19 protein-coding genes and 1 pseudogene are annotated in these 22421 nt (G+C 68.0%); 9 read left to right on the top strand and 11 right to left on the bottom strand.

Annotated elements, in window-relative coordinates; all coding sequences use genetic code 11:
• The first annotated feature begins 92 nt into the window (after positions 1-92).
• Positions 93-1397 (top strand): MFS transporter, encoded by a 1305-nt coding sequence (locus ACM6LU_RS08640; protein ID WP_414937000.1) that lies wholly within the window; start codon positions 93-95, stop codon positions 1395-1397.
• A complete protein-coding gene (locus tag ACM6LU_RS08645) occupies positions 1394-1729 on the top strand; it encodes a cupin domain-containing protein (protein ID WP_414937001.1) in 336 nt (111 codons plus the stop codon). Before ACM6LU_RS08640 ends, ACM6LU_RS08645 begins: the two co-directional genes overlap by 4 nt.
• 56 nt (positions 1730-1785) lie before the next feature.
• Here the strand turns inward: ACM6LU_RS08645 and ACM6LU_RS08650 are convergent, their stop codons facing one another.
• The 3 genes from ACM6LU_RS08650 to ACM6LU_RS08660 form a co-directional block, all read right to left on the bottom strand.
• Entirely contained in the window at positions 1786-2286 is a 501-nt protein-coding gene (locus ACM6LU_RS08650; protein WP_414937002.1) for a DUF6319 family protein, read from the bottom strand.
• A gap of 282 nt (positions 2287-2568) precedes the next feature.
• Entirely contained in the window at positions 2569-4539 is a 1971-nt protein-coding gene (acs, locus tag ACM6LU_RS08655) for an acetate--CoA ligase (protein ID WP_414937003.1), read from the bottom strand.
• Positions 4540-4640: 101 nt separating this feature from the next.
• A complete protein-coding gene (locus tag ACM6LU_RS08660) occupies positions 4641-5219 on the bottom strand; it encodes a GNAT family N-acetyltransferase (RefSeq protein WP_414937004.1) in 579 nt (192 codons plus the stop codon).
• A gap of 114 nt (positions 5220-5333) precedes the next feature.
• Between ACM6LU_RS08660 and ACM6LU_RS08665 the strand changes: the two genes are divergently transcribed.
• The 5 genes from ACM6LU_RS08665 to ACM6LU_RS08685 all read left to right on the top strand — a co-directional run bounded on the left by ACM6LU_RS08665 (position 5334) and on the right by ACM6LU_RS08685 (position 10647).
• Positions 5334-5831, top strand: a complete 498-nt coding sequence (locus ACM6LU_RS08665) for a phosphoribosyltransferase (RefSeq protein ID WP_414937005.1) — start codon at positions 5334-5336, stop codon at positions 5829-5831.
• Positions 5828-6559 carry an oxidoreductase gene (locus ACM6LU_RS08670; RefSeq protein ID WP_414937006.1) on the top strand — a complete coding sequence of 244 codons (732 nt, stop codon included), beginning with the start codon at positions 5828-5830 and terminating at the stop codon, positions 6557-6559. The genes ACM6LU_RS08665 and ACM6LU_RS08670 overlap by 4 nt, the downstream gene beginning before the upstream one ends.
• A 157-nt stretch (positions 6560-6716) precedes the next feature.
• Positions 6717-7475 carry a 3-hydroxybutyrate dehydrogenase gene (locus ACM6LU_RS08675; protein ID WP_414937007.1) on the top strand — a complete coding sequence of 253 codons (759 nt, stop codon included), beginning with the start codon at positions 6717-6719 and terminating at the stop codon, positions 7473-7475.
• Positions 7476-7498: 23 nt separating this feature from the next.
• Positions 7499-8815 (top strand): MFS transporter, encoded by a 1317-nt coding sequence (locus tag ACM6LU_RS08680; RefSeq protein ID WP_414937008.1) that lies wholly within the window; start codon positions 7499-7501, stop codon positions 8813-8815.
• Positions 8812-10647 (top strand): helix-turn-helix domain-containing protein, encoded by a 1836-nt coding sequence (locus ACM6LU_RS08685; RefSeq protein ID WP_414937009.1) that lies wholly within the window; start codon positions 8812-8814, stop codon positions 10645-10647. The genes ACM6LU_RS08680 and ACM6LU_RS08685 overlap by 4 nt, the downstream gene beginning before the upstream one ends.
• On the opposite strand, the pseudogene ACM6LU_RS08690 reads toward ACM6LU_RS08685, so the two are convergent.
• A pseudogene (locus ACM6LU_RS08690) lies at positions 10625-11210 on the bottom strand (nitroreductase family protein). The gene ACM6LU_RS08685 and the pseudogene ACM6LU_RS08690 overlap by 23 nt on opposite strands.
• A 466-nt stretch (positions 11211-11676) precedes the next feature.
• Between ACM6LU_RS08690 and ACM6LU_RS08695 the strand changes: the two are divergent.
• A complete protein-coding gene (locus ACM6LU_RS08695; protein WP_414937010.1) occupies positions 11677-11919 on the top strand; it encodes a hypothetical protein in 243 nt (80 codons plus the stop codon).
• Here the strand turns inward: ACM6LU_RS08695 and ACM6LU_RS08700 are convergent.
• On the bottom strand, positions 11896-12201 hold the full coding sequence (locus tag ACM6LU_RS08700) for an ArsR/SmtB family transcription factor (RefSeq protein WP_414937011.1): 306 nt from the start codon (positions 12199-12201) through the stop codon (positions 11896-11898). The two genes, ACM6LU_RS08695 and ACM6LU_RS08700, sit on opposite strands and share 24 nt — an antisense overlap.
• Before the next feature lie 51 nt (positions 12202-12252).
• On the opposite strand from ACM6LU_RS08700, the gene ACM6LU_RS08705 reads away from it, so the two are divergent.
• Entirely contained in the window at positions 12253-13422 is a 1170-nt protein-coding gene (locus tag ACM6LU_RS08705; RefSeq protein ID WP_414937012.1) for an MFS transporter, read from the top strand.
• Between the two features lie 543 nt (positions 13423-13965).
• Here ACM6LU_RS08705 and ACM6LU_RS08710 read toward each other — a convergent pair.
• From ACM6LU_RS08710 to ACM6LU_RS08735, 6 genes are all read right to left on the bottom strand, one after another.
• Positions 13966-14895, bottom strand: coding sequence for an N-acetylmuramic acid 6-phosphate etherase (locus tag ACM6LU_RS08710; RefSeq protein ID WP_414937133.1), 930 nt, complete (start codon positions 14893-14895; stop codon positions 13966-13968).
• A gap of 17 nt (positions 14896-14912) precedes the next feature.
• Complete coding sequence (locus tag ACM6LU_RS08715) at positions 14913-15911, bottom strand: MurR/RpiR family transcriptional regulator (protein ID WP_414937013.1); 999 nt, start codon at positions 15909-15911, stop codon at positions 14913-14915.
• Between the two features lie 209 nt (positions 15912-16120).
• A complete protein-coding gene (locus ACM6LU_RS08720) occupies positions 16121-17896 on the bottom strand; it encodes a serine hydrolase (RefSeq protein ID WP_414937014.1) in 1776 nt (591 codons plus the stop codon).
• A gap of 11 nt (positions 17897-17907) precedes the next feature.
• Complete coding sequence (locus ACM6LU_RS08725) at positions 17908-19188, bottom strand: exo-beta-N-acetylmuramidase NamZ domain-containing protein (RefSeq protein WP_414937015.1); 1281 nt, start codon at positions 19186-19188, stop codon at positions 17908-17910.
• Positions 19185-20990, bottom strand: coding sequence for a glycoside hydrolase family 3 protein (locus tag ACM6LU_RS08730; protein WP_414937016.1), 1806 nt, complete (start codon positions 20988-20990; stop codon positions 19185-19187). The genes ACM6LU_RS08725 and ACM6LU_RS08730 overlap by 4 nt, the downstream gene beginning before the upstream one ends.
• 576 nt (positions 20991-21566) lie before the next feature.
• A complete protein-coding gene (locus ACM6LU_RS08735; protein WP_414937017.1) occupies positions 21567-22364 on the bottom strand; it encodes an HAD family hydrolase in 798 nt (265 codons plus the stop codon).
• Positions 22365-22421: the final 57 nt, after the last annotated feature.

The following is a 22421-nucleotide window of genomic DNA, read 5'->3' on the forward strand; positions in this document are numbered from 1 at the left end:
GGGGTTGCGCATACAGCTTGTATACAAGGAGTATATCCGCAATTCAACCCCTCCCGGCGGGGTTGAGGACCTCGAACTGACGGGATGTGGACATGACCTCACCAGCCGGTGACCGGCGCTCGCTGCACAAGGCCTTCGCGGCCAGCCTCTCGGGAACAGCGCTCGAGTGGTACGACTTCGCGGCCTATTCGGTGGCGGCCGCGACGATCTTCGGGCACCTCTTCTTCCCCTCGGAAGACCAGCTCGCGAGCACGATGGCGGCGTTCTCCACCTACGCCGTCGGCTACCTCGCCCGGCCGCTCGGCGGGTTCATCTTCGGCCGCCTCGGCGACGTGCTCGGCCGTAAGCGGATCCTGGTCATGACACTCGTGCTCACCGGTGTCGCGACGTTCCTCATCGGTGTCCTGCCGACGTACGAGAACATCGGCGGCTTCGCGGCCATCCTGCTCGTGGCGCTGCGATTCGCGCAGGGTGTCGGCATCGGCGGCGAATGGGGTGGCGCCGTCCTGCTGTCGAGTGAGTTCGGGGATCCGAACAAACGCGGGTTCTGGGCGTCGGCCGCGCAGATCGGCCCGCCCGCGGGCAACCTGCTCGCCAACGGTGTCCTCGCCATCCTCGCCGCGCTGCTCACCGAGGACCAGTTCACCAGCTGGGGCTGGCGGATCGCGTTCCTGCTGTCGGGCGCGCTGGTCGGTTTCGGCCTGTGGATCCGGCTCAAACTGGAGGAAACGCCGGTCTTCAAACAGATCCAGGAGCGCGGCGAGCGCTCGTCGGCGCCGATCTCGGAGGTCTTCCGCACGGAACGCCGCGCGCTGGTCGCGGCCGTCCTGATCCGTGTCTGCCCGGACGTGCTGTACGCGCTGTTCACCGTCTTCGTCCTCACCTATGTCACCACGCACACCGACCTCTCGCGCGGCGCGGGCTTGGCCGCGGTGATGATCGGTTCGGCGTTCCAGCTGTTCTTGATGCCGCTGTTCGGCGCGCTTTCGGACCGGGTCTCGCGGCGCAAGATGTACCTGGTCGCGACCGTCGCCGCCGGGATCTGGCCGTTCGTTTTCTTCCCGATGGTCAGCGGTGGTTCGTTCTTCATGCTGGTGACCGGCATCGTGCTCGCGCTGGTCATCCACGCCGCGTTGTACGGGCCGCAAGCCGCGCTCGTCACCGAGCAGTTCTCGCCGCGCCTGCGCTATACCGGCAGTTCGCTCGCCTACACCCTCGCCGGGGTCATCGGCGGGGCGCCGGCGCCACTGCTGCTGACCGCGCTGCTCGCAGGCTACGGCACCTGGGTCGCGATCGGCGTGTACCTGCTCGCGACGGCGGTCGTCAGCATCATCGGCGTCGTCCTCGCCCGTGATCCGGATCGCGAAGAGGAAGCGGCGCTGGAGCCCGCGCGATGAACTGGCGGCCGATGTCCACGGTGGAGGGTCTGCCGCTGCTCGGCGGGCAGGGCCGGTTCCGGACGCTCGCCACGGCGGAAGGCGGTCTGGCGTACGAGATCTTCTATCCGGCCGGTGTCGCTTCTCCCGTGCACAACCACGATCACGACAGCATCGTGTACCTGGTTTCGGGTTCGCTGCGCGGCACCCTCGACGGGTGCGAGGTCACGCTCGAAGCAGGCGGGACGATCGTCCATCCACGAGGTGTCCCGCACAGTGTCGAGGCCATTGTGGACAGTCGGTGGGTCGAGTTCAAGACGCCGCTGCCGGGGCGACCGCCGATCGGCGGGTAAAAGAAACCGGGGCGGACACTGAAGTTCCAGCGTCCGCCCCGGTCGGGAGGAAAGTCTTACGCGTCCAGCTCGGCCAGAGCCAGCTTCGCCTTCTCCAGCTCGGCTTCGAGCTGGGCCACCTTCGCGGCCTGCAGCTCGCGGGCCGCGTTGATGACCTCGTCGATCGGACCGGACAAGTCCGAGTGCAGCTCCTTGGCGGCACGGGACACGGCGGCGGCCGGGATCTCCAGACCCTTCGCCACCCACTTGCTGCCGTTCTTGAGCTCGGCCTGCCACTCGCCGTCGGCGGTGCCGGTGACCGTGAGGATCAGCTCGACGGTGCGGGTCTTCTTCGCCGTCGTGGCGACCTTCGGGCGGCCACGCTTGGGCTTGGGGGAGTCCGCCGTGGCTTCGGCGGGGGTCTCCGTCTCGTCTTCGGCCGGGGAGTCCCCGGTCTCGGTGGCCGTCGCGTTCTCGGCCGTCTCGGTGGACTCTGCCTGCGGCTTCGAGTCGACGGGCGCTTCAGTAGCCGCTTCATCGGACACGGCGTCAGTGCGTGTCATGGCATCCACGGTCATCGTCGGTGTCGTCTCCTTGCCCGGGTGTGGGGTGGTACCCGGCACATCCTAGAACAGGCGTTCGACTCTCGTGCGGCAGGGTGTGCTAAGCGTGTCGCATGATCGGGATCGGTCCGCGACGATCGGTCGCGGTCCGGTCGCGCTCCGTCAGAGTCGACGGCGAAAGCCACCGGTGGGCTTTGGCTGGCCGTCGAACTCGCCTGACCGGCCCAGCCGGTGTGATGAACGGGGCTTTCATCGCGAAATTCGCGATGAAAGCCCCGTTCATCACACGCGCTGGAGCTACTCCTCGGACTTGCCGGACTTCAGACCCGAAGAGATCAGGTCCATCACCGACGAGTCGGCCAGCGTGGTGACATCGCCGACCTGGCGGTTCTCGGCCACGTCGCGCAGCAGGCGGCGCATGATCTTGCCGGAACGCGTCTTCGGCAGTTCCTGCACGACCAGGATCTGCCGCGGCTTCGCGATCGGCCCGATCTCCTTGGCGACGTGGTCGCGCAGTTCCTGCACAGCCTTGTCGCCGCCGTCGACCGCGTTTCCGCGCAGGATGACGAACGCGACGATGCCCTGTCCGGTGGTCGGGTCGGTCGCGCCGACGACGGCGGCCTCGGCGACCGTCGGGTGCGAGACCAGCGCGGACTCGACTTCGGTGGTCGAGATGCGGTGGCCCGACACGTTCATCACGTCGTCGACCCGGCCCAGCAGCCAGATGTCGCCGTCGGCGTCGTACTTCGCGCCGTCACCGGCGAAGTAGTAGCCCTGGTCGGCGAAGCGCGACCAGTACGTCTCACGGAAACGCTGCTCGTCGCCCCAGATGCCACGCAGCATCCCCGGCCACGGCTTGTCGAGCACCAGGTAACCGCCGCCACCCTTGCCGACCTCGTTGCCCTGGTCGTCGACGACCTTCGCCGAGATGCCCGGCAGCGCCTTCTGCGCGGAGCCGGGTTTCGTGGCGGTGACACCCGGCAGCGGCGAAATCATGATCCCGCCGGTCTCGGTCTGCCACCAGGTGTCGACGATCGGCGCGGAGTCGGCGCCGACGTTCTCGCGGTACCAGATCCACGCCTCGGGGTTGATCGGTTCGCCGACGCTGCCGAGCACGCGCAGCGAGGAGAGGTCGTACTTCTCCGGGATCTCGTTGCCCCACTTCATGAACGTGCGGATCAACGTGGGCGCGGTGTAGTAGATGGAGACCTTGTGCCGCTGGACGATCTCCCAGTGGCGGCCCTCGTGCGGCGTGTTCGGCGTGCCTTCGTAGACGACCTGCGTCGTCCGGTTCGCCAGCGGCCCGTACACGATGTAGGTGTGCCCGGTGATCCAGCCGATGTCGGCGGTGCACCAGTAGACGTCTTCGCCCGCCTTGTGGTCGAAGACGTTGTGATGCGTGTACGCCGCCTGGGTCAGGTAGCCGCCGGAGGTGTGCAGGATGCCTTTCGGCTTACCGGTTGTGCCGGAGGTGTAGAGGATGAAAAGCGGGTGCTCGGAGTCGAACGCCTGCGGGGCGTGCTCCACGGACTGACTGTCGACCAGTTCGTGCCACCAGAGGTCGCGGCCTTCGGTGATGGGCACCTCGTCGCCGGTGCGGCGGACGACGATGACCTTCTCGACCGATTCGGCGCCTTCGAGAGCTTCGTCGACATTCGCCTTCATCGGGGCGGCCTTGCCGCGGCGGTACTGGCCGTCGGTGGTGATGACGATCTTCGCCGCTTGGTCGTCCACCCGGGATCGCAGTGCTGTCGGGGAAAAACCACCGAAGACGACACTGTGCAGAACGCCGATGCGGGCGCACGCGAGCATCGCGACGATCGCTTCGGGGACCATCGGCATCTGGATGGCGACCCGGTCGCCAGCGGCGAGGCCGAGGGACTCGAAGGCGTTCGCGGCCTTGGAGACCTCGTCCTTCAACTGCGCGTACGTGATGTCGCGGCTGTCACCGGGCTCGCCGACCCAGTGGATCGCGACCTGCTCGCCGTGGCCGTCGGCGACATGGCGGTCGACACAGTTGTAGGCGACGTTCAGCTTCCCGCCCACGAACCACTTCGCGACCGGCGCATTGGTCCAGTCCAGTACCTGCGACCACTTGGTGTCCCAGTGGAGGCGCTCGGCCTGCTTGGCCCAGAACGCTTCGGAGTCCGCGTCGGCTTCGGCGTAGAAGTCGGCGGTGGCATTCGCTTGCGCGCTGAAAGCCTCGCTCGGGGGGAAGGTCCTGCTCTCCGTGAGCAAATTGTCCAGCGCCGGCGACTGCTCGGTCATGGTGCGATGCCTCCTGTGATTCGCGTGTCTTTACGCCCGTTGGCACGCTATCGACGTTAGGACGCGAAGTAAAAGGTTGCATCGCGGTTTGTGCGCGGCATTCATCCGCTTGAGGACAAAGCGGTACGGACCGCCGGCCATTCTGGTCCGGTGAGGGAGTAGACGACGGTGTCACGGACGGTTCCGTCGGGCCGGACGCGATGTGCGCGCAGCACGCCCTCGCGTTGCGCACCGAGGCGTTCGATCGCCTTCTGTGACTTCAGGTTGCGGATGTCGGTCTCCCACGCGACACGGTTCGCGCCGAGGTCGTCGAAAGCGTGGCGCAGCAACAAGATTTTCGACTCGCGGTTGAGGCCGGTCCGCTGCCACGCGGAACCGATCCAGGTGTAGCCGAGCGAAAGGATCTTGTGGCGCGCGTTCATCGCGTAGAACGACGTCGTGCCCGCGACCTCGCCGGTGTGCGCGTCGATCTGCGCCCAGGCGCGGCGGTCGGTGTCGGCGAGGATGCCGTCGACCATCGCTTCGGCCGCGGCGAGGTCCCGCGGCCGCCGAAGGCTGAGCCAGGTCCAGATCGCCGGGTCGGATCCGGCTTCGAACAGGCCCTTCGCGTGGTCGCGGGTGAGCGGTTCGAGGCGGACACGTTCTCCCGCCAGGGTCGCGTGGTCGTTCCAGACGTTCACGATCTTGACGCTACGTCCGGCATTGGCCTTGCTGGATAGCCAGTTTCGAAGCATTCGAGAAGGCCACTGAGTCGTTGCCTATGCTCGCGGGAACGATCGAGAAGGCGAGGCAGCATGGCCGAGGAGCGGGAAGAGCTCACCTGGGAGTTGTTCGGGACGGCCAGCAGGGAACTGGCACAGGCCGTGGCCGACGACGGCTTCGAGCCGGACCTGATCCTGTCGATCGCGCGCGGCGGGCTGTTCGTCGCCGGCGGGCTCGGCTACGCGCTGGACGTGAAGAACCTGCACGTGATGAACGTCGAGTTCTACACCGGCGTCGACCAGCGTCTCGACCTGCCGGCGATGTTGCCGCCGGTGCCGAACGTCGTCGACCTGACGAAGAAGAAGGTGCTCGTCGCCGACGACGTCGCGGACACCGGCGCGACCTTGAAGCTGGTTCGCGACTTCTGCGCCGACCACGTCGCCGAGGTGCGTTGCGCGGTCGTCTACGAGAAGCCGCGCTCCGAGGTCAAATGCGAGTACGTCTGGAAGCCTACGGATCTGTGGATCAACTTCCCGTGGTCGGTGCAGGCGCCCGTGGTGCGGCGCGCGGGCCAGGTGCTGGACGCATGACCGACCCGCTGAAGCCGCTGCTGGACCTCGAAGGCGTCGCGGCGGCCGCGAAATCGGCGCAGGACGCGGTGTTCGCCGTCCACCGGCTGCCCGCGAACCTGCGCGGCGGCGCGGCCACGGCCGCCGAAGCGTCCGTGCGGTCCGCGCGGGCGTCGGCCGGGATCGAAGGTGCCGCGCCCGAACTACCGGAATCCGGCGAGGTGTCCGATCCGGTGCTGGCAGGCGCGCTGCGCGTCGCGGAAGCGTTGGAGGGCCTGCTCCCGACGTGGCGTCGTGCGCCGCTGCAGGCGTTGGCGCGACTGCACCTTCTCGCCGCGTCGGACCTGGTGGCGGATCCCGACGCACTGGGGCGGCCGCGGTCGTCGGGCGATGTCGGCCCGCGCCTGGAGATGCTGGCGCAACTGGTCACCGGCGCGACGTCGGTCCCGGGGCCGGTGCTGACCGCTGTCGTGCACGGGGAACTGTTGGCACTGCGGCCTTTCGGCTCCGCGGACGGTGTCGTCGCGCGGGCGGCGGCCCGGCTTTCGGCGGTGGCGACGGGGCTGGACCCGAAGGCACTGACGGTGCCTGAGGTCGCGTACTTCCGGCGTGTGCCGAAGTACCTCGAAGCCGCTGCGGCCTTCAGTGCTGGGACTCCCGAAGGCGTCCGGGCTTGGCTGCTCTTCTCTTGCGAAGCCTTCGAGGCCGGTGCTCGCGAGGCGAGGTCGATCTCGGACGCCGCCGGCTAACCCCGCGTTTCGTCCTCTGGTTGCGGTCGTTCGTACTACCAACTACCGCAACTAGAGGACGAATTGCGGGGGTGTGGGCAGCGCATATCGAACCTTGAGCAGGTGTAGCGCGTAGCCACATGGCTTAAGTGTGCGGGGCGACCTAACGTCGTCCGGCATGAGTGCTGCGTATCACAGCGATCTGGCAGGTAAGTCCGCCCTGGTCACGGGTGCGGCGAGCGGCATCGGCCTGGCCTGCGCCGGAGCGCTCGCCGAGGCCGGGGCCAAGGTCCACCTCGTCGACATCGACGACGCCGTCGAGAAGGTGGCCGCCGAGGTCGACGGCATCGCCCACGTCGTCGACCTCACCGACGGCCAGGCCATCGAGACCCTCCCGTCCGAGATCGACATCCTCGTCAACAACGCCGGATTCCAGCACATCGCACCGATCCACGAGTTCCCGCCGGAGACGTTCACCCGGCTCCAATCGCTCATGGTGACCGCGCCGTTCCTGCTCATCCGCCACGTGCTGCCGCGGATGTACGACCGCGGCTGGGGGCGCGTCGTCAACATGTCCAGCGTCCACGGCCTGCGCGCGAGTCCGTTCAAATCCGCGTACGTCACCGCGAAGCACGCGCTCGAGGGACTCTCCAAGGTCACCGCGCTCGAAGGCGCGGAACACGGCGTGACCAGCAACTGCGTCAGCCCCGGCTACGTCCGGACCCCGCTGGTCACGGGCCAGCTCCAGGCGCAGGCCGAAGAATACGGACTCGAACGCGACGCCGTCATCAAGCAGGTCCTGCTGCGCCGCTCGGCGATCAAGCGGCTCATCGAACCCGCCGACGTCGCCGCTTGCGTGCTCTGGCTCTCCGGCGACCACGCCGCCCATGTCACGGGTACCTCGATCCCCCTCGACGGCGGCTGGACCGCCGCGTGAAACCCCAAGGAAAGGAACGCCCGGTGACCACGCAGAACCGCGGCTCGATCGCGAAGGTCGTCAGCGCCAGCCTGATCGGTACGACGATCGAGTGGTACGACTTCTTCCTCTACACCTCCGCCGCGGCGCTGGTGTTCGGCAAACTGTTCTTCCCCACCAACGATCCGCTGACCGGCACGCTGCTCGCCTTCCTCACCTACGCCGTGGGTTTCCTCGCGCGGCCGATCGGCGGGCTGGTGTTCGGGCACTTCGGGGACCGGCTCGGCCGCAAGAAGCTGCTGGTGCTGAGCCTGCTGCTGATGGGTGGTTCGACCTGCGCGATGGGCATCCTCCCGACGTACGCGACCGTCGGCGTCCTGGCGCCGATCCTGCTCACGTCGCTGCGGCTGGTGCAGGGTTTCGCGCTCGGCGGCGAATGGGGCGGCGCGGTGCTGATCGTCTCCGAACACGGTGACGACAAGCGCCGTGGGTTCTGGGCGTCGTGGCCGCAGTGCGGTGCGCCTGGCGGGAACCTGCTCGCGACGGCCGTCCTCGCGATCCTCGCGGCGACGCAGTCCGACGAGGCGTTCCTCAGCTGGGGCTGGCGGATCCCGTTCCTGCTTTCCGGTGTTCTCGTGGTGATCGGGTTGTGGATCAGGCTCGCGGTCAGCGAATCGCCAGTTTTCTTGGCGGCAAAAGAGAAGAGCGAGCCCGAGCACGCGCCAGTCGTAGAGGTGTTCCGGAACAACTGGCGCGCGGTGCTGATCACGATCGGTTCGCGAATGGCGGAGAACGTTTCGTACTACGTGATCACCGCGTTCATTCTCGTTTACGTCACCACCGGTCTGGGTCTGCCGAAATCGGCGGGACTCAACGCGGTGCTCATCGGTTCGGCCGTGCATTTCGTGACCATTCCCTTGTGGGGCACTCTTTCCGACCGGATCGGACGTCGTCCGGTGTATCTGTTCGGTGCGATCGGCATGGCGGTATGGAGTTTCGCGTTCTTCGCGATGCTCGACACCAAGAATTCCGGTTTCATCATTCTCGCCACGACAGTCGGACTGGTGCTGCACGGCGCGATGTACGGCCCGCAGGCCGCGTTCTTCTCCGAGCAGTTCCCGACGCGGGTCCGCTACACCGGCCTGTCGGTCGGCGGGCAGCTGTCGTCGATCGCCGCGGGCGCGGTGGCGCCGCTCATCGCGGTCGCGTTGTTCAAGGAGTTCGGCAGCACGGTCCCGGTCTCGCTCTACGTCGTCGCGATGTGCGTGCTGACCGTGATCGCGCTGCTCGTCGCCCGTGAGACGAAGGGGGAATCCCTGCACTCCGAAGTTCTCACGAAGCGCGGTCACGTGCCAGCATGACCGTTGTGGACAGTTCCTCGCAGTTGCGCCGGCTGCTCGAACTGCTCGCCTCCGGGGCGGGCAGCGAGCAGCTGGCGCACGTCCCTGTCGACCCGAAGGCCACCGAGCTGGCGCTGCGGATCCGGGACACCGTCGCCGAGCACCGGCGGCGGGAGGCGGAGCTGGCCGCGCTGTTCGACACGGCAAGCGACCTCGCGCGGCTGGACGATCCGGACGCCGTCCTGCGGTCGATCGTGCGGCGGGCGCGGGCGCTGCTCGGAGTGGACGTCTCCTACCTCAGCCTCAACGACGAAACCGAGGGCAACACCTACGTCCGCGTGACCGACGGGTCGGTTTCCGCACTGTTCCAGGGCATCGTGCTGGGGATGGGCGAGGGGCTCGGCGGGCTGGTCGCGCAGACCGCGCGGCCGTACGCCACAGCGGATTACTTCAACGACAAACGGTTCCACCACACCTCGTCGATCGACACCGGTGTGCTCGACGAGGGGCTGACCGCGATCCTCGGGGTACCGCTGGCGATCGGCAGCAAGGTGATCGGGGTGCTGTTCGCCTCGGACCGGGCCACGCGGGAGTTCAGCCCGGAAGAGGTCGCGCTGCTTTCCTCGCTGGCCGACCACGCGGCGATCGCGCTGGACAACGCGCATCTGCTCGATGAGACCCGCCGCGCGGTCGCCGAGCTGAACGCCGCCAACGCGACGATCAGCGCGCACAACGACGCGATGCGCCGCGCCGAAGAAGCGCACGACCGGCTGATGGATCTCGTGCTGCGAGGCGGTGATCTGGCCGAGGTCGCCGCCGCGGTGGCCGGCGTGCTTGGTGGTGGGATCGCCGTTTTCGACGCCGATGGCGCCGTACTGGCCTCGACAGCCGGTGAGCCGCGCCTGTCACGGACCGCGGTCTCGGCGTCGCGGGCCAGTGGGCGCGCGGTGTCCACTGAGGATGGCTGGGTGTGCGCCGTCCAGGCGGGGCAAGAATTCCTCGGCAGCCTGGTGCTGGGCGGCGGGAGGTCGCTCGGCGAGGCCGACCGGCGGCTGTTCGAGCGGGCGGGTGTGGTCACCGCGGTGCTGCTGATGCAACGGCGTTCGGTCGCGCGGGCCGAGGACGAGGTGCGTGGGGAATTGTTGTCGGACCTGCTCACCGCGCCCGGCCGCAATCCCGCCGCGTTGCTGGCACGAGGCCGTCGCCTTGGAGTCGATTTGTCGATATCGCACGCGGTGTTGATCGTGCATTCCGACGACGTCTCCCGGCGGCGGCTGGCCATGGCCGCCGCTCGGCACGCGGCTCTGGTCGGCGTCCACGCCGACGAGGTCGTCCTGCTGGTCCGAGGAGTGGATGCCGGGGCGCTGGCCAGGTCGGTCGCTGCCGAACTGACGTCCACAGTGGACTGTCCGGTGACGGTGGGCGCGGCGGGCCCGGCGACTTCCCCGCGGGCGCTGGCCGAAGCGCACGCCGAAGCGGCGCGATGTGTCGCGTCGTTGCTGGCCCTCGGCCGGGCGGGCGAAGGCGCGAGCATGGCCGACCTCGGGTTCGTCGGGCTGCTTCTCGGCGAACACGCCGATCTCGACGCGTACGTGACGGCCACGATCGGTCCGGTGCTCGACTACGACGAACGGCGCGGCACGGATCTGATCGGCACCCTTCGGGCGTATTTCGCCTGTGGCGGTAACTTGACGCGGGCAAAGGACCTGCTTCACGTGCACGTCAACACCGTCGTGCAGCGACTGGACCGCATCGCGTCGCTGCTGGGCGAGGCGTGGCAGTCGCCCGAGCGCGCGCTGGAACTCCAGCTCGCGCTCAGGCTGCACCGTCTCACCAATGACCGAAGCGGATGACCTCGGAGAAGTCGCGGCGCCGTACCGTTGTCGCCGACGAGCCGGGCGACGGACCGGGTTCGTCACCGTGGCCGAGCGCGATGACGCCGATCGGGTCGTGATCCTCGGGCACCCCGAACTCGCTGTGGACACGCTCGACGCTTTCCGGTGCGAGCCCGAAGAACACCGCGCCAAGTCCCTCGTCCACCGCGGTCTGGAGGATCAGCATCGCCGCCATCCCGGTGTCGACGTCCCAGTAGGGTACGCGCCACCACGAGTCGTCTCCCGCGGTGAAACCCTTGTCCGGCTTGGCATAGCGGTCGAGGTAGGCGTTTTTGACCGACAGGGGCACGATCGCGACCGGGTGCCGTCGTCACCGACGAGGGCGCCCAGCTGGCCGCGAACTCCCAAAATCGCTTGAGTTCTTCCCCGGTGAGGACAAGAAATCCTTGCCCCTGCGAGAAACCGGCTGACGGTCCGCGAAGCGCGTTGCGCAGGATGCGCCGCAGGCTCTCGTCCGCGACGGGTTCGTCGGTGAACTTCCGGACCATGCGACGGCGTCGTACGACGTCCTGGAATTCCATACGATCAGCTTAGTGCGCAAGTGGTCACGAGGTCACCGTTCGTCGAACCAGCTTTCGAGTGCGGTGAAAGCAGTGCGGAACAAGGCCCGACGGGGCGTAGCTTGTCCGAATGGAGGTCGTACAGGCCGTCGACGTGGTTGCCGTCCAGGATCCGGTAGTAGCGCCGCGTTCAGGCCTGGCCCCGCTCGGCGATCCGCGAATTCCACTCGGTGAGCGCTTCACGAAGCTGCGGTTCAAACTCGTTCTGCCGCAATAGGTTTCGGTGAACAACTTCAGCAATGTTTCAACTGGTTCCAGGCGGGCGACAGGGAGCGCGGGGCCGGGGAGGCGGAATCGATCGCGCAGATGGTGCGGTACGCGACCGGAAGCCGGACCTGCGTGACCGGTCTGTCGGCAGGCGGCGTAACCGGAACTGTTCGCGGGCGGCGGGGTCGTCGCCGGCCTGCCGTATGGGTGCGCGGCTTCGATGGTCGACGCGTACTCGTGCATGAATCCCGGCAAGGATCTGACGCCGAAGCAGTGGGGTGACAAGGTCCGGGCCGTGAGCACGGGTTCGCGTTCGCCGGTCAGCGTCTGGCACGGGACCGCGGACTACACGGTCGCTCCCATGAACATGCGCGAGCTTTCCGAGCAGCGGACCGACGTCGGCGTGTGCGCCGCGGGAGAACTCGCGGCGAAGTGGCGGCTAGGCGAGGACGGCGTCCAGTAGTCCAGGGAACCGCTCGTGGATGTCCTCGGTCCGTAGCTCGACCCAGCGGGTCCGGCCTTCGACGAACGTCGTCGTCAGGCCGGCCTCGCGCAGGACCTTCCAGTGGTGGGAGAGCGTCGGCGCGCTGATCTCGACGTCGTACTCGGTGATGGCGCAGCTTCGCGGCGAAGGGTTGCTTCGCAGGGCGCGGATCAGCTCCAGGCGCACGGGATCCGCGAGCGCCTGGAGCACCGGCACGATCTCGATCTCGCCGGTCGCCGGTTGTGGCAGCGTGCTGCTCACTTCGCTCCAACTGTTTGACAGTCATCGAATAGACCGGCCACTATACCTCCCGTGACGATTCGACGATCATCAAATGATCGGCTCGCTCTGGGGGCTCTGCTGGTACTCGCCGTCGGGACGTTCACCGTCGGCACCGACGGATTCGTCCTGAACGGGCTGCTGTCCACCATCGCCGCCGACCTGCGCGTTTCCGAGGCCGTCGCAGGCCAGCTGACCACCGTTTTCGCAGTGACCTACGCGGTCTCGTCGCCACTCATCGCCGCTTTCACCGGACGGCTCGACCGGCGCTGGGTGCTCGGTGCCGGGATGGTGCTGTTCACGATCGGCATGGCCGGTCAGGCGATCGGCGAGTCCTTCGCCGTGGTCGCCGTCGCTCGCGTGCTGGCCGCGCTGGGCGCCGCCGCGTTCCAGTCCAACGCCTATGTCCTCGCCGGTGCCCTGGCGTCGGACGAGCGGCGCGGCCGCGCTCTGGCCACCGTTTCCGCCGGGATGAGTGTGTCGATGGTGCTCGGTGTGCCGATCGGGGTGCTAGCCGGGAACTGGTTCGGCTGGCGCGCGGTGATGTGGGGGATCGGTGCGGTGGCGGTGATCGTGACGTTGCTCGTGCCGCTGCTGCCCGCGATCCGGATGCCGACGGCGACCTTGCGCGACAGGCTCGCCATCGTCGTGCGACCGCCGATCGCGCGCGTGCTGGGCGTGAGCGTTCTCGGTACCGCAGCGGGCTTCGCGGCCTTCGTGTACCTACCGGTTTTAGTCGCTCCGGTTGCCGCGGGCGCGATGATTTCATGGCTGCTCGTCGGTTTCGGGATCGGGCAGATCGTGGGCAACGCCTTCGCGGGCAGGGCGACCGACACCCTCGGCTCCGCACGGGTCCGGTCGATCTCGCTCGCCGGGTCGACGGTGACGCTCGCGCTGGTGGACGTCGCCGTGCTGAGCTTGCCCGGCGCGCTGGTCCTCGCGCTGGCTTCGGGGGTGTTCGGCGGGATGCTGATGGTGCCGCAGCAGCACCGGTTGTTCTCGCTGGCACCCGACGCGCCGACGGTCGCTTTGGGGCTCAACGGTTCCGCGATCTACGGCGGTGGTGCCCTCGGGGCCGCGCTGGGTGGCGTCGTCCTGTCCTCGGCGGGTATCTGGTGGGTCGGTCCCGTTGCCGCCTTCGTCGCTCTGCTCGCCTTCGCGCTTTCGCTGCCTTCGCGCGCCCAGGCGCCCCGGCCCGCCTGATCCAAAGCGGTAGCAAGGGACCTTTGCTATCGTTCGCTTAGGTATGCTAAGTAAGTGATAGTAAAGGTCCCTTGCTCTCTTTTCACAGGTCAGAGGACTACTTGACGGGGATTCGGGCCGACCAGCGCTCCTTGATACGCGCGAAGCACCATACGAGGAGCGCGAGGGCCCACGTAAGCACGAAGAGCGCTACGACCGCGTAGCCGACGTAGTCCAGGCTCAGCACGGTGGATCCCGATCAGGTACAGGAACACCGTCAAACGGACGTCCCGATCAACCCGGCCGCCTCGTGCTACGACGGTGAGTCGTCCTTGACGGCGCCGGCAAGCGCACGGACCCGAGCGACAACAGCAGGCACAGGACGAGGACGAGAGAGAACCAGAAACCTACCGAGAGCACGAAAGCGGTGACGCCGAGGCCGATGCCGAAAACGCCCGTGGCGCCGAACGGGGCTGTCCGCCGGTGCTCGTGACAACCCGACCTCTCAGTCGCGAATACCCGAGAGCCTCAGCAGATGAGCAGGTGACGGGCAATCGGTGATTTTCAGCTCGCGCGCACCCGCAGGGAGTCGAGAGCCTTGCGGACGTGGCCGTCACTGGCCGCCAGCGCCTTCGCCGCGTTCGCGACGTCTTCGCCGGACAGCAGATGGACCAGCGCGACCTTGAGGTCGCCTTCGGCCTCGGTGAGCGCGTCGGAGCAGTCCGCCATGCTCATCCCGGTGGCCTCGCGCAGGATTCTGATGGTCCGTCCGCGCAGCTTCGCGTTGGTCGCGCGCATGCTGACCATCAGGTTCGAGTACGTCCGGCCCAACTTGATCATCGTCGCGGTGGAGAACGCGGTGAGGATGATCTTCTGCGCCGTGCCCGCCTTCATCCGCGTCGAGCCGGCGATCGCCTCGGGGCCGGTGTCCACCGCGATGAGGACATCGACACCGGGTGGCAGCACCGCGGCCGGATTGCCCGAGACCAAAGCGGTCCTGGCGCCGCGACGGCTCGCCGCGGCCAGCGCGCCGAGAACGTAGGGCGTCCGGCCGGAGGCCGTCAGCCCGAGCACGAAGTCGCCGGGTGCGACGGCCTCGGCAACTTCGGCGGCTCCGGCCTTCGCGTCGTCCTCGGCGTCTTCGACGGCTTGGCGCAGAGCGCGCGTGCCGCCCGCGTGATGCGCGATGAACCAGTCGGAGGGCACGTTGAACGTCGGCACGAGTTCCGCCGCGTCCAACGTCGCCAGCCTGCCGGAGGTGCCTGCCCCGAAGTAATGCACGCGATGCCCCGACCGCAGCGCCTCCACGGCGAAGTCGACCGCTCGCGCCACCTGCGGCAGGACCGCGGCGACGGCTTCGGGGACCCGGCGGTCCTCGGCGTTGATGGCGCCGAGGATGCCCATGGTCGACATCAGGTCGATGTCGGTCGTCCGTGGATTGCGCTGTTCGGTTGGCGAATCGACGTGCACCACCTGGCGTGGGACGGTCATCATGCGCCTCACTTTTTCGCTCATTTGCCGGTTTCCCGCGGCCGTCGCCTGCCATCGGGCCGTACGCCCAGCCGGTGCGAACCAACCGCGTCCCTGGTCGCGTCGAGTGCGTTGACCGACGCGTCCATGTGCCGCTGCGCGACACCGATGAACAGGCAGTCGATGACGGTCAGCTGCGCGATGCGGCTCGCCGTCGCACCGGAGCGGAACGTCGTTTCCCGTGCCGCCGTGGTCAGCACGTGGTCGGAGACCTCGGTGATCGGCGAACGCGGGAAGTTCGTCACGGCGACGGTGATCGCGCCGTGCTCACGGGCCACCCGTAACGCCTCCACGGTGTCCGTGGTCGCGCCCGTGTGGGAGATGCCGATGGCGACGTCGCCAGGGCTCAGCACGGCGGCCGACGTCAGCATGATGTGCGTGTCGGACCAGGCGAAGCTGACCCGCCCGATGCGGTGCAACTTCTGCTGCAGGTCAGCGGCCACGAACGCGCTGGCGCCCACGCCGTAGACGTCCACCCGGCCCGCGTCGGCCAAGACGTCGATTACGCGCTGTAGCGATGGGACGTCGAGCTGGTCGGCGGTCTCCTCGACGGCACGGGCGTCGGCGAAGCTGACCTTGCCGATGACCGCGGCCAGGTCGTCCTCCGGCCCGATCTCGCCGCCGAGATTACGGCTCGACCGTGCCTCGGAGCGGGCGGTGTCGGCCGCCAAAGCGATCCTGAGCTGCGGATATCCGCCGACGCCGACCGCCTTGCAGAACCGCGTGACGGTGGTTTCGCTGGTGTTCGCCGCGAGCGCGACCTCGGTGATGCTGCGCCGTGCGACCGTCGCGGGGTCTTCGAGAACGACTTTCGCGACACGCTGTTCGGCCCGGGCGAGCCCAGGCAGCAGTGAGCGGATCCGGACCAGCGGGCTCGCGTCAGCGTCCCTTGTCGGCTGCGCCGACAAGGCCTCGGACGGTGCGCCCGCGATCACGGATTCGGTATCGCTCACCGTGGGAAAGTTACTAACCGTTGGCATTTGCGACAAGGCTACCCACACCCTTCGGGAAGATCGCAACCTATCCGTGTCTGCGGATTCGATTTGCGATTAATCGTTGACCAGAAAGTCGCTAACCAGGTCGAGGCCGTTAACGAGGTCGAGCTAACGACTTGGCAACTTAGTGTCGCGACGCAAGCGGCTGCGTCCCGGTCAACGGGGCAGACAGGCAGCGCAACGGAACGAGCCGGTTACCTAGCGCTCAAAACCCACCCGGACGCACTAAAAGCGGCGGGCTCTTGCTCACCGTCCAGCAGTGAACGGCCGCGTTCAGTGACTTTCACACTGTCCAAAGAAATTCCGCGTCCGGTGTAGCGGGCATCAGTCGTGTAACGCCATCGAAGGGCGATTTGTGAGCTTTGTAACACCTTGGCGGCGACTCGCCACCAAGCCCGATGACCATGCCCGCCGAGGCCGGTCTGGTCACCCGCGGGGGCGCCTGGTCCGCTTGCACGCAGAGTAATCGTTTTCCACGTGGCGCCGCCGTCGGTACTTATTTCCAGGAAAAGCGAATCAGTGGGTCCCTCGGTGTCCACGAAGGTGTCGAAGGAGACCTTCAGCGGGCCACCGCGGGTCCGTAGCGGCGGTGTCGTGAGCGTGGCCGTGGAGACGTCTCTGGCGCCGCTGAACCAGGCGTCCTGGCCGCGTACGGAACGGACCGCCATCGCCTTCGCGAGTGAGGTCGCCCAAGTCTCCCTGGCGAGGTTGATCGAGCCCCAGTTCCGCGTCGGATGCACGCGGTTGGTGAGCAGGATCGCGAACGACCTCGACAGCGGGTCGATCACCAGCGAGGTCCCGGTGAAGCCGGTGTGACCGGCGGTCGAGGGCGCCGACAGTGCGCCCATGTACCAGGGCTGGTCGAGTTCGTAGCCGAGCCCGTGGGAGTTGTCGGGGAACTTGTGGTTGTAGTTCGTCAGCATCGACCGCACGGTCTCCGGCCGCAGGATCCGCTGACCGCGGTACGCGCCGCCGTTGAGGATCGTCTGCGCCAGCACGGCCATGTCGGAGGCGGTGGAGAACACGCCAGCGTGCCCGGCGACGCCGCCCAGCGACCACGCGTTCTCGTCGTGGACCACTCCGCGTACGAGCCCTCGCGGCGGCTTCGCGGCGTACTCGGTCGCCGCGACCCTGGCGAGCTTCGACGCCGGCGGGTTGTACCCGGTGTCGATCAGGCCCAGCGGAGCCGCGATGCGGTCCTGGACCACCTTGTCCAGCGGAGCCCCGGCCAGCTTCTCGACCAGGAGGCCGAGCGTCAGCAGGTTGATGTCGGAGTAGAGGTACGTACTGCCCGGTGGGTTCTTCAGCGGGCTGTCCAGGACGGCCTTCCGGCGCGATGCGATGTCCGGATAGCCCTCCCACAGCGACGGGAGCGGCGACGCGGCGAAGCCCGACACGTGCGTGAGCAGCTGCTGGACGGTGACGGCCTCCTTGTCCTTCACCCCGAACTCCGGCAGATACCGCGCCACCGGCGCCGAGATGTCCAGTTTCCCGGCCTCGGCCAGCTGCATCACCGTGATGGAGGTGAACAGCTTCGAGATCGAGGCCAGGTCGAAGATCGTGTCCGCGCGCATCGGGACCCGCTGCTCCGGCGGCAGTTCGGTGCCGTTCGCGTCGGCGTAACGGACGGCGCCGCCGACGGCATGGCGCTCGACGACCACGCCGTCGTGCGCCAGCAGGCCGACCGCTCCGGAGAAGTGCGGATGCCCGGTGGCGTCCGGCTTCGTCCAGCTCTCGATGAACCGCTCGGCCGCCTTGATCGGCTCCGGGTCGAGACCGACGTCTGCCGGCGCTCCGTTCCGCAGGACGGTGGAGGCGGGTGCGAAGCCTTCGCGCGGCTTGTCGAACCGGCCGACCGCGTGGTCCCGCTGTTGTTCGGTACCCGGAATCGCCTGTGCTCCCGCCGTCGACAGCGTGCCCGCCGCGACCAGGACGGAAACAGCGGCGATCAGGATCTTCCTAGCATGCAAGGCCGTTCCCTTCAGCGGTAAAGGAGATGGCGACGGCGTTTCCGGTCGAACTCGGCCAGTTCCGCCTGCCAGGACCCGACGATCTCGTCGACTCCGGCACCCTTGTCGATCATCAGGCGCAGCCTGTCGGAACCCGAGAGCTTGTCGAGGAAGTTGTCGGGCCGCCACTTGAACTTGTCCGGATGCACCTGCTTCGCGGTGACGAACATGGTGACCGCGGTGCGGATGGCGTCGAACCCCCGCGGGTCCGTGATCGTCACCTGCACGCCGCCGCAAGGTTCGTTGACGAACTTGCCGAACGTCGGCACGAAGTACGCCTCACGGAACTTCACCCCGGGAAGCCGTAGTTCGCCGAGCTTCTCGCGCCAGCGCCAATCGAGGCCCGGCGCGCCGATGATCTCGAACGGCCTCGTCGTGCCGCGGCCTTCGGAGAACACGGTGCCCTCGAACATCCCGGTGCCGGGATAGACGAGCGCGGTGTCCGGCGTCGGCATGTTCGGGCTCGGCGGCACCCAGGTCAGCCCGGTGCGGTCGAAGAGCTGATCACGCCGCCAGGCACGGACTTCGACGATCTCGAGCTTGCCCGGCGTGACCCCTTCGACGGGCAGGAACTCGGCCGCGAAGAACCGCGCCAGCTCCCCCACGGTCATGCCGTGCTGCTGCACGATCGGCTTCCGGCCGATACCCGAGGCGTACGCCGGATTCAGCATCGGCCCGGCCGCCTCGCCGCCCAGCGGGTTCGGCCGGTCCAGCACGACCACCGCCGCGCCGGCCTTCGCCGCCGCGACCATCGCCGTGTACAGCGACCAGATGTAGGTGTAGAAGCGCGCGCCGACGTCCGCGATGTCGAAGACGATCGTGTCGACGCCCGCCTTCGTGAACATTCCCGCGAGCTTCGCCGCGTCGGCGCCGTACGCGTCGTACACCGGTACGCCGGTGCGGGGATCGGTGTAGTCGCCTTCGGAGCCTCCGGCCTGCGCACTACCGCGGAAGCCGTGTTCCGGGCCGAACGCGGCGAGCGGGCGGACTCCGGCGGCGACCATCGAATCGACGATGTGGTCGCCGTTCGCCAGGACGCCGGTCGGATTCGACAGCACGCCGAGCTTGCGGCCGGACAGCGGCGCCCAGCCACGGGCGGCGAGCACGTCCGCTCCGGTGCGGGTGAGCGGGGGACCTTTGCTCTCGCCGGGTGCCTCGGCCTGGGGCTGGGCCCGCGCGACCGAGGACCCCGCCGTCAGGGTGGGGACCGCGAGCGCGCCGGCGGCGAGGAAGTGGCGGCGGTTGAGACTCACCAGGTCAGCCCGTGGCCGAAGTGGTACTTCACCGTGCCCACGTCCTTGCCCGCCGGGACGTCCACCGGCAGCTTGCCTCGCGGCTGCACCTTGCCGAGGATCACCTTGGCCAGCGCCTCGACCGACGGCGTGATGTAGCCGTAGGTCGCGAGCCAGGTCTTGACCGGGTTTTCATAGCCGGCGTCGTAAGGGATCTGCGCGGCGACCGCGACGACAGGCTTCCCGGTGTCCGTCAGCGCCTTCAAAAGCTTGCCCTGCAACGGATACGTGCCGATGTTGTTGGTCAGCACCACGACGAGGTCGACGTTCTCCGCCGCCGCGACGGCCTGCGCGATCCGCGCGTCGGTCGGGGTCTGGCCGGTCTGCAGCGCGGTCGCCTGCGTGCCGTGCGCGGTGAGCTTCGAGGCCAGCATCGTCGTCGTGCTCACGCCCCAGCCGGTCACGAGCGTCTTCGCGGGCTGCTGCTTGAGCGGCAGAAGGCCGTCGTCGTTGCGGATCGCGGTGACCGACCGGTCGGCGATGCCCTGCGCGGTCGCGAGGTTGGCCGGGGTGCCGACCTTCGAAGCGACCTTGGCCGGGTCGACGAACGGCGAGGTCAGGATGCCCCGGTTCAACTTGAGCTTGAGCACCCGCAGGACGCTCTCGTCGATGCGCCGCTCGGTCAGTTCACCCTTGCGCACCGCGTCGAGCACCGAGTTGATCGCGAGGTCGAGGTTCACCGGCATGAGCAGCTGGTCGATGCCCGCCTTGAGCGCCAGTACCGGGATCTCCGCGTCGGTGTGCATCTCGCGCACGGCGTCCATCGAGAGCGAGTCGGTGACGACGACACCCCGGTAACCCAGTTCGCCGCGCAGCTTGCCGGTGAGGATCGGCTTCGACAGCGTGGCGGGCTCGCCCGACGGGTCGAGGCTGGGGAACTGGATGTGCGCGCTCATGATCGAGTCGACACCCGCCTTGATGGCGGCCTTGAACGGCGGCACGTCGGTCTCGCGCCAGCTGGCCTCGGTCCGGTCGATCCTGGGCAGTTCGAGGTGACTGTCGGTGGCCGCGTCGCCGTGCCCGGGGAAGTGCTTCGCGGCGGCGGACACCGTCTCACTGCGACGCCCGGAGTCCTGGAAGCCCTTGACCTGTGCCCCGACGAACTGACTCGCCAGCTCCGGGCGGCCCGAGAAGGAACGGACGCCGATCACCGGGTTCGCCGGGTTGGAGTTCACGTCGGCGTCGGGGGCGAAGTCCTGGTTGATGCCGACGGCGCGCAGTTCGTGGCCCAGGATCCGGGCGGCCTCCTGCGCGGCCTTGGCGTCACGGCCCGCCGAGATCGCCATCGCGTTCGGCAGTTCGGTGGCGGGAGCACCCATGCGGGTGACCGTGCCGCCCTCCTGGTCGGTCGCGATCTGCAACGGGATGTGGGCACCGCTGCGGACGGCCGCCCGCTGGAGCCCGTTCGACAGCTTGGCGACCTGCACCGGGTCGTCGAAGTTGTCGCGGCTGTCGTTGTTGAAGTAGATGACGCCGCCCAAGTGGTACTTCTCGATCACCTGCGCGGGAGTGTCCACTCCGAAATCGGCCTTGTTCTTGGTGTTGACCTCGTCGGCGGACTTCCCGTTCACCCACGTGACGAACAGCTGGCCGACCTTCTCCTCCAGGCTCAGCCCGCGCAGTGCCTTCTGTGCCTCGGCGTCCGCGGTCACCGGCTGCGCGGCGGCCGGAACGCCTGCGACGGCGAGGGTGAGCAGGCCCGCGAGGGGCAGGGCGAGCGCATGGATCCTCCGATGACGGGCGTGCGCGGTTCGGGTCGTCACCTCAAGCCTCCCAGATTCGTGCCTGACTCTCAGGTGGAAAGAAGTCCACCTGGAAGCACTGATATTCGGAAGCTACCCACGAGCACTTTGCTTGTCCATCGGCCACCCCCGCGATCGGTCCGTTCATACACAAAGGGACGCGAACGGGCCGGTCACGCCGGAGAGCGGGGGCAAAACACTGGTGGCGCCCGTCGGCCTGAAGCAGGCGGGCGCCACCAGTCGGTGCGGACCACTCGGGCGACCAAGCGTGCAACTCTGGTCGTACCTTCATGGACTCGGCGTCCGGCGTCCCGGTACGCAGTCCCTAGACGACGAGCCTCCCGCGGCGCGCTGCGCGTGGGTACCCGGTGTCCGCACACGGAGATTCGCCGGGGTGGAACAGGCTTCTCTTCTACCTGTTCCCTGGCCGACCGAACGTCCGCACCTACTTTCTACGCCGTGAGCCGGGTCACTTCAAGTACGCAGACGGGTGCACCGGTACAGAGGCTCGATCTGGTGACACGGGCACCCTCCGCGACGGACAATTCGCCGCCCTGGCTGCGAAAACCGGTTCGGCACCGCCGTGTGGGTGCGTGCTCAGCGGGTGCGCTTGCGCCGGTTGTAGCCGTACCAGGTGGCCCCCGCGGCGACGGCGCCGAGCGCGACCAGCCCGGCCGACTTCGCCGGGATCCGGGTCCGCAGGGACATCGGGTGCTCGAACGTGAGGATCTCCCAGCCCTGTTCGGTCGCGTGCTTGCGCAGGAAGCGGTCGGGGTTGACCGCGTGCGGCCTTCCGACGACCTCGAGGAGCGGGATGTCGGTGCTCGAGTCGGTGTACGCGTGGCACTGAGTGAGGTCGTAGCCGTAGGTGGCTGCGAGTTGCTTCGCGGCGACGGCCTTGTTCTCGCCGTAGCAATAGAAACCGACTTCGCCGGAGTATCGGCCGTCCACAATCTTCATCCGCGTGGCCACGCTGCGCGTCGCGCCGAGCATTTCGGCTACCGGGGCGACGACCTCCTCACCGGTCGCCGAAAGCACCACGACGTCATGACCGTCCGCTCGGTGCGCGGTGATCAGTTCCGCGGCCTCCGCGTAGACGAGCGGGTCGACCACGTCGTGCAGTGTTTCGCGGACGATCGCGGACACCTGTGCGACGTCCCATCCGGTGCACAGCGCGGAAACCTCGGCTCGCATCCGCTCCGTTTTCGCCGCGTCCGCACCCGCGAGCGAGAAGACGAGCTGGGCATACGCGCTGCGAAGCGCGGCTCGGCGATTGATAAGGCCTTCGCGCAAAAGAGGCTTGCTGAAGGCCAGCGCGCTCGAGGACGCGATGATCGTCTTGTCGAGATCGAAGAACGCCGCGACCGGGCTCGGTGTCGTGCTGGATTGGGCCACCCGCCAAGGATAGGAGAGCCGGACGGCGGCTCGCCCGTCGGTCGACCACGATCGGGA

Origin of the sequence: Amycolatopsis sp. cmx-11-51, from assembly GCF_047608665.1 — a bacterium.
In the GTDB taxonomy this organism is placed as follows: Bacteria; Actinomycetota; Actinomycetes; order Mycobacteriales; family Pseudonocardiaceae; genus Amycolatopsis.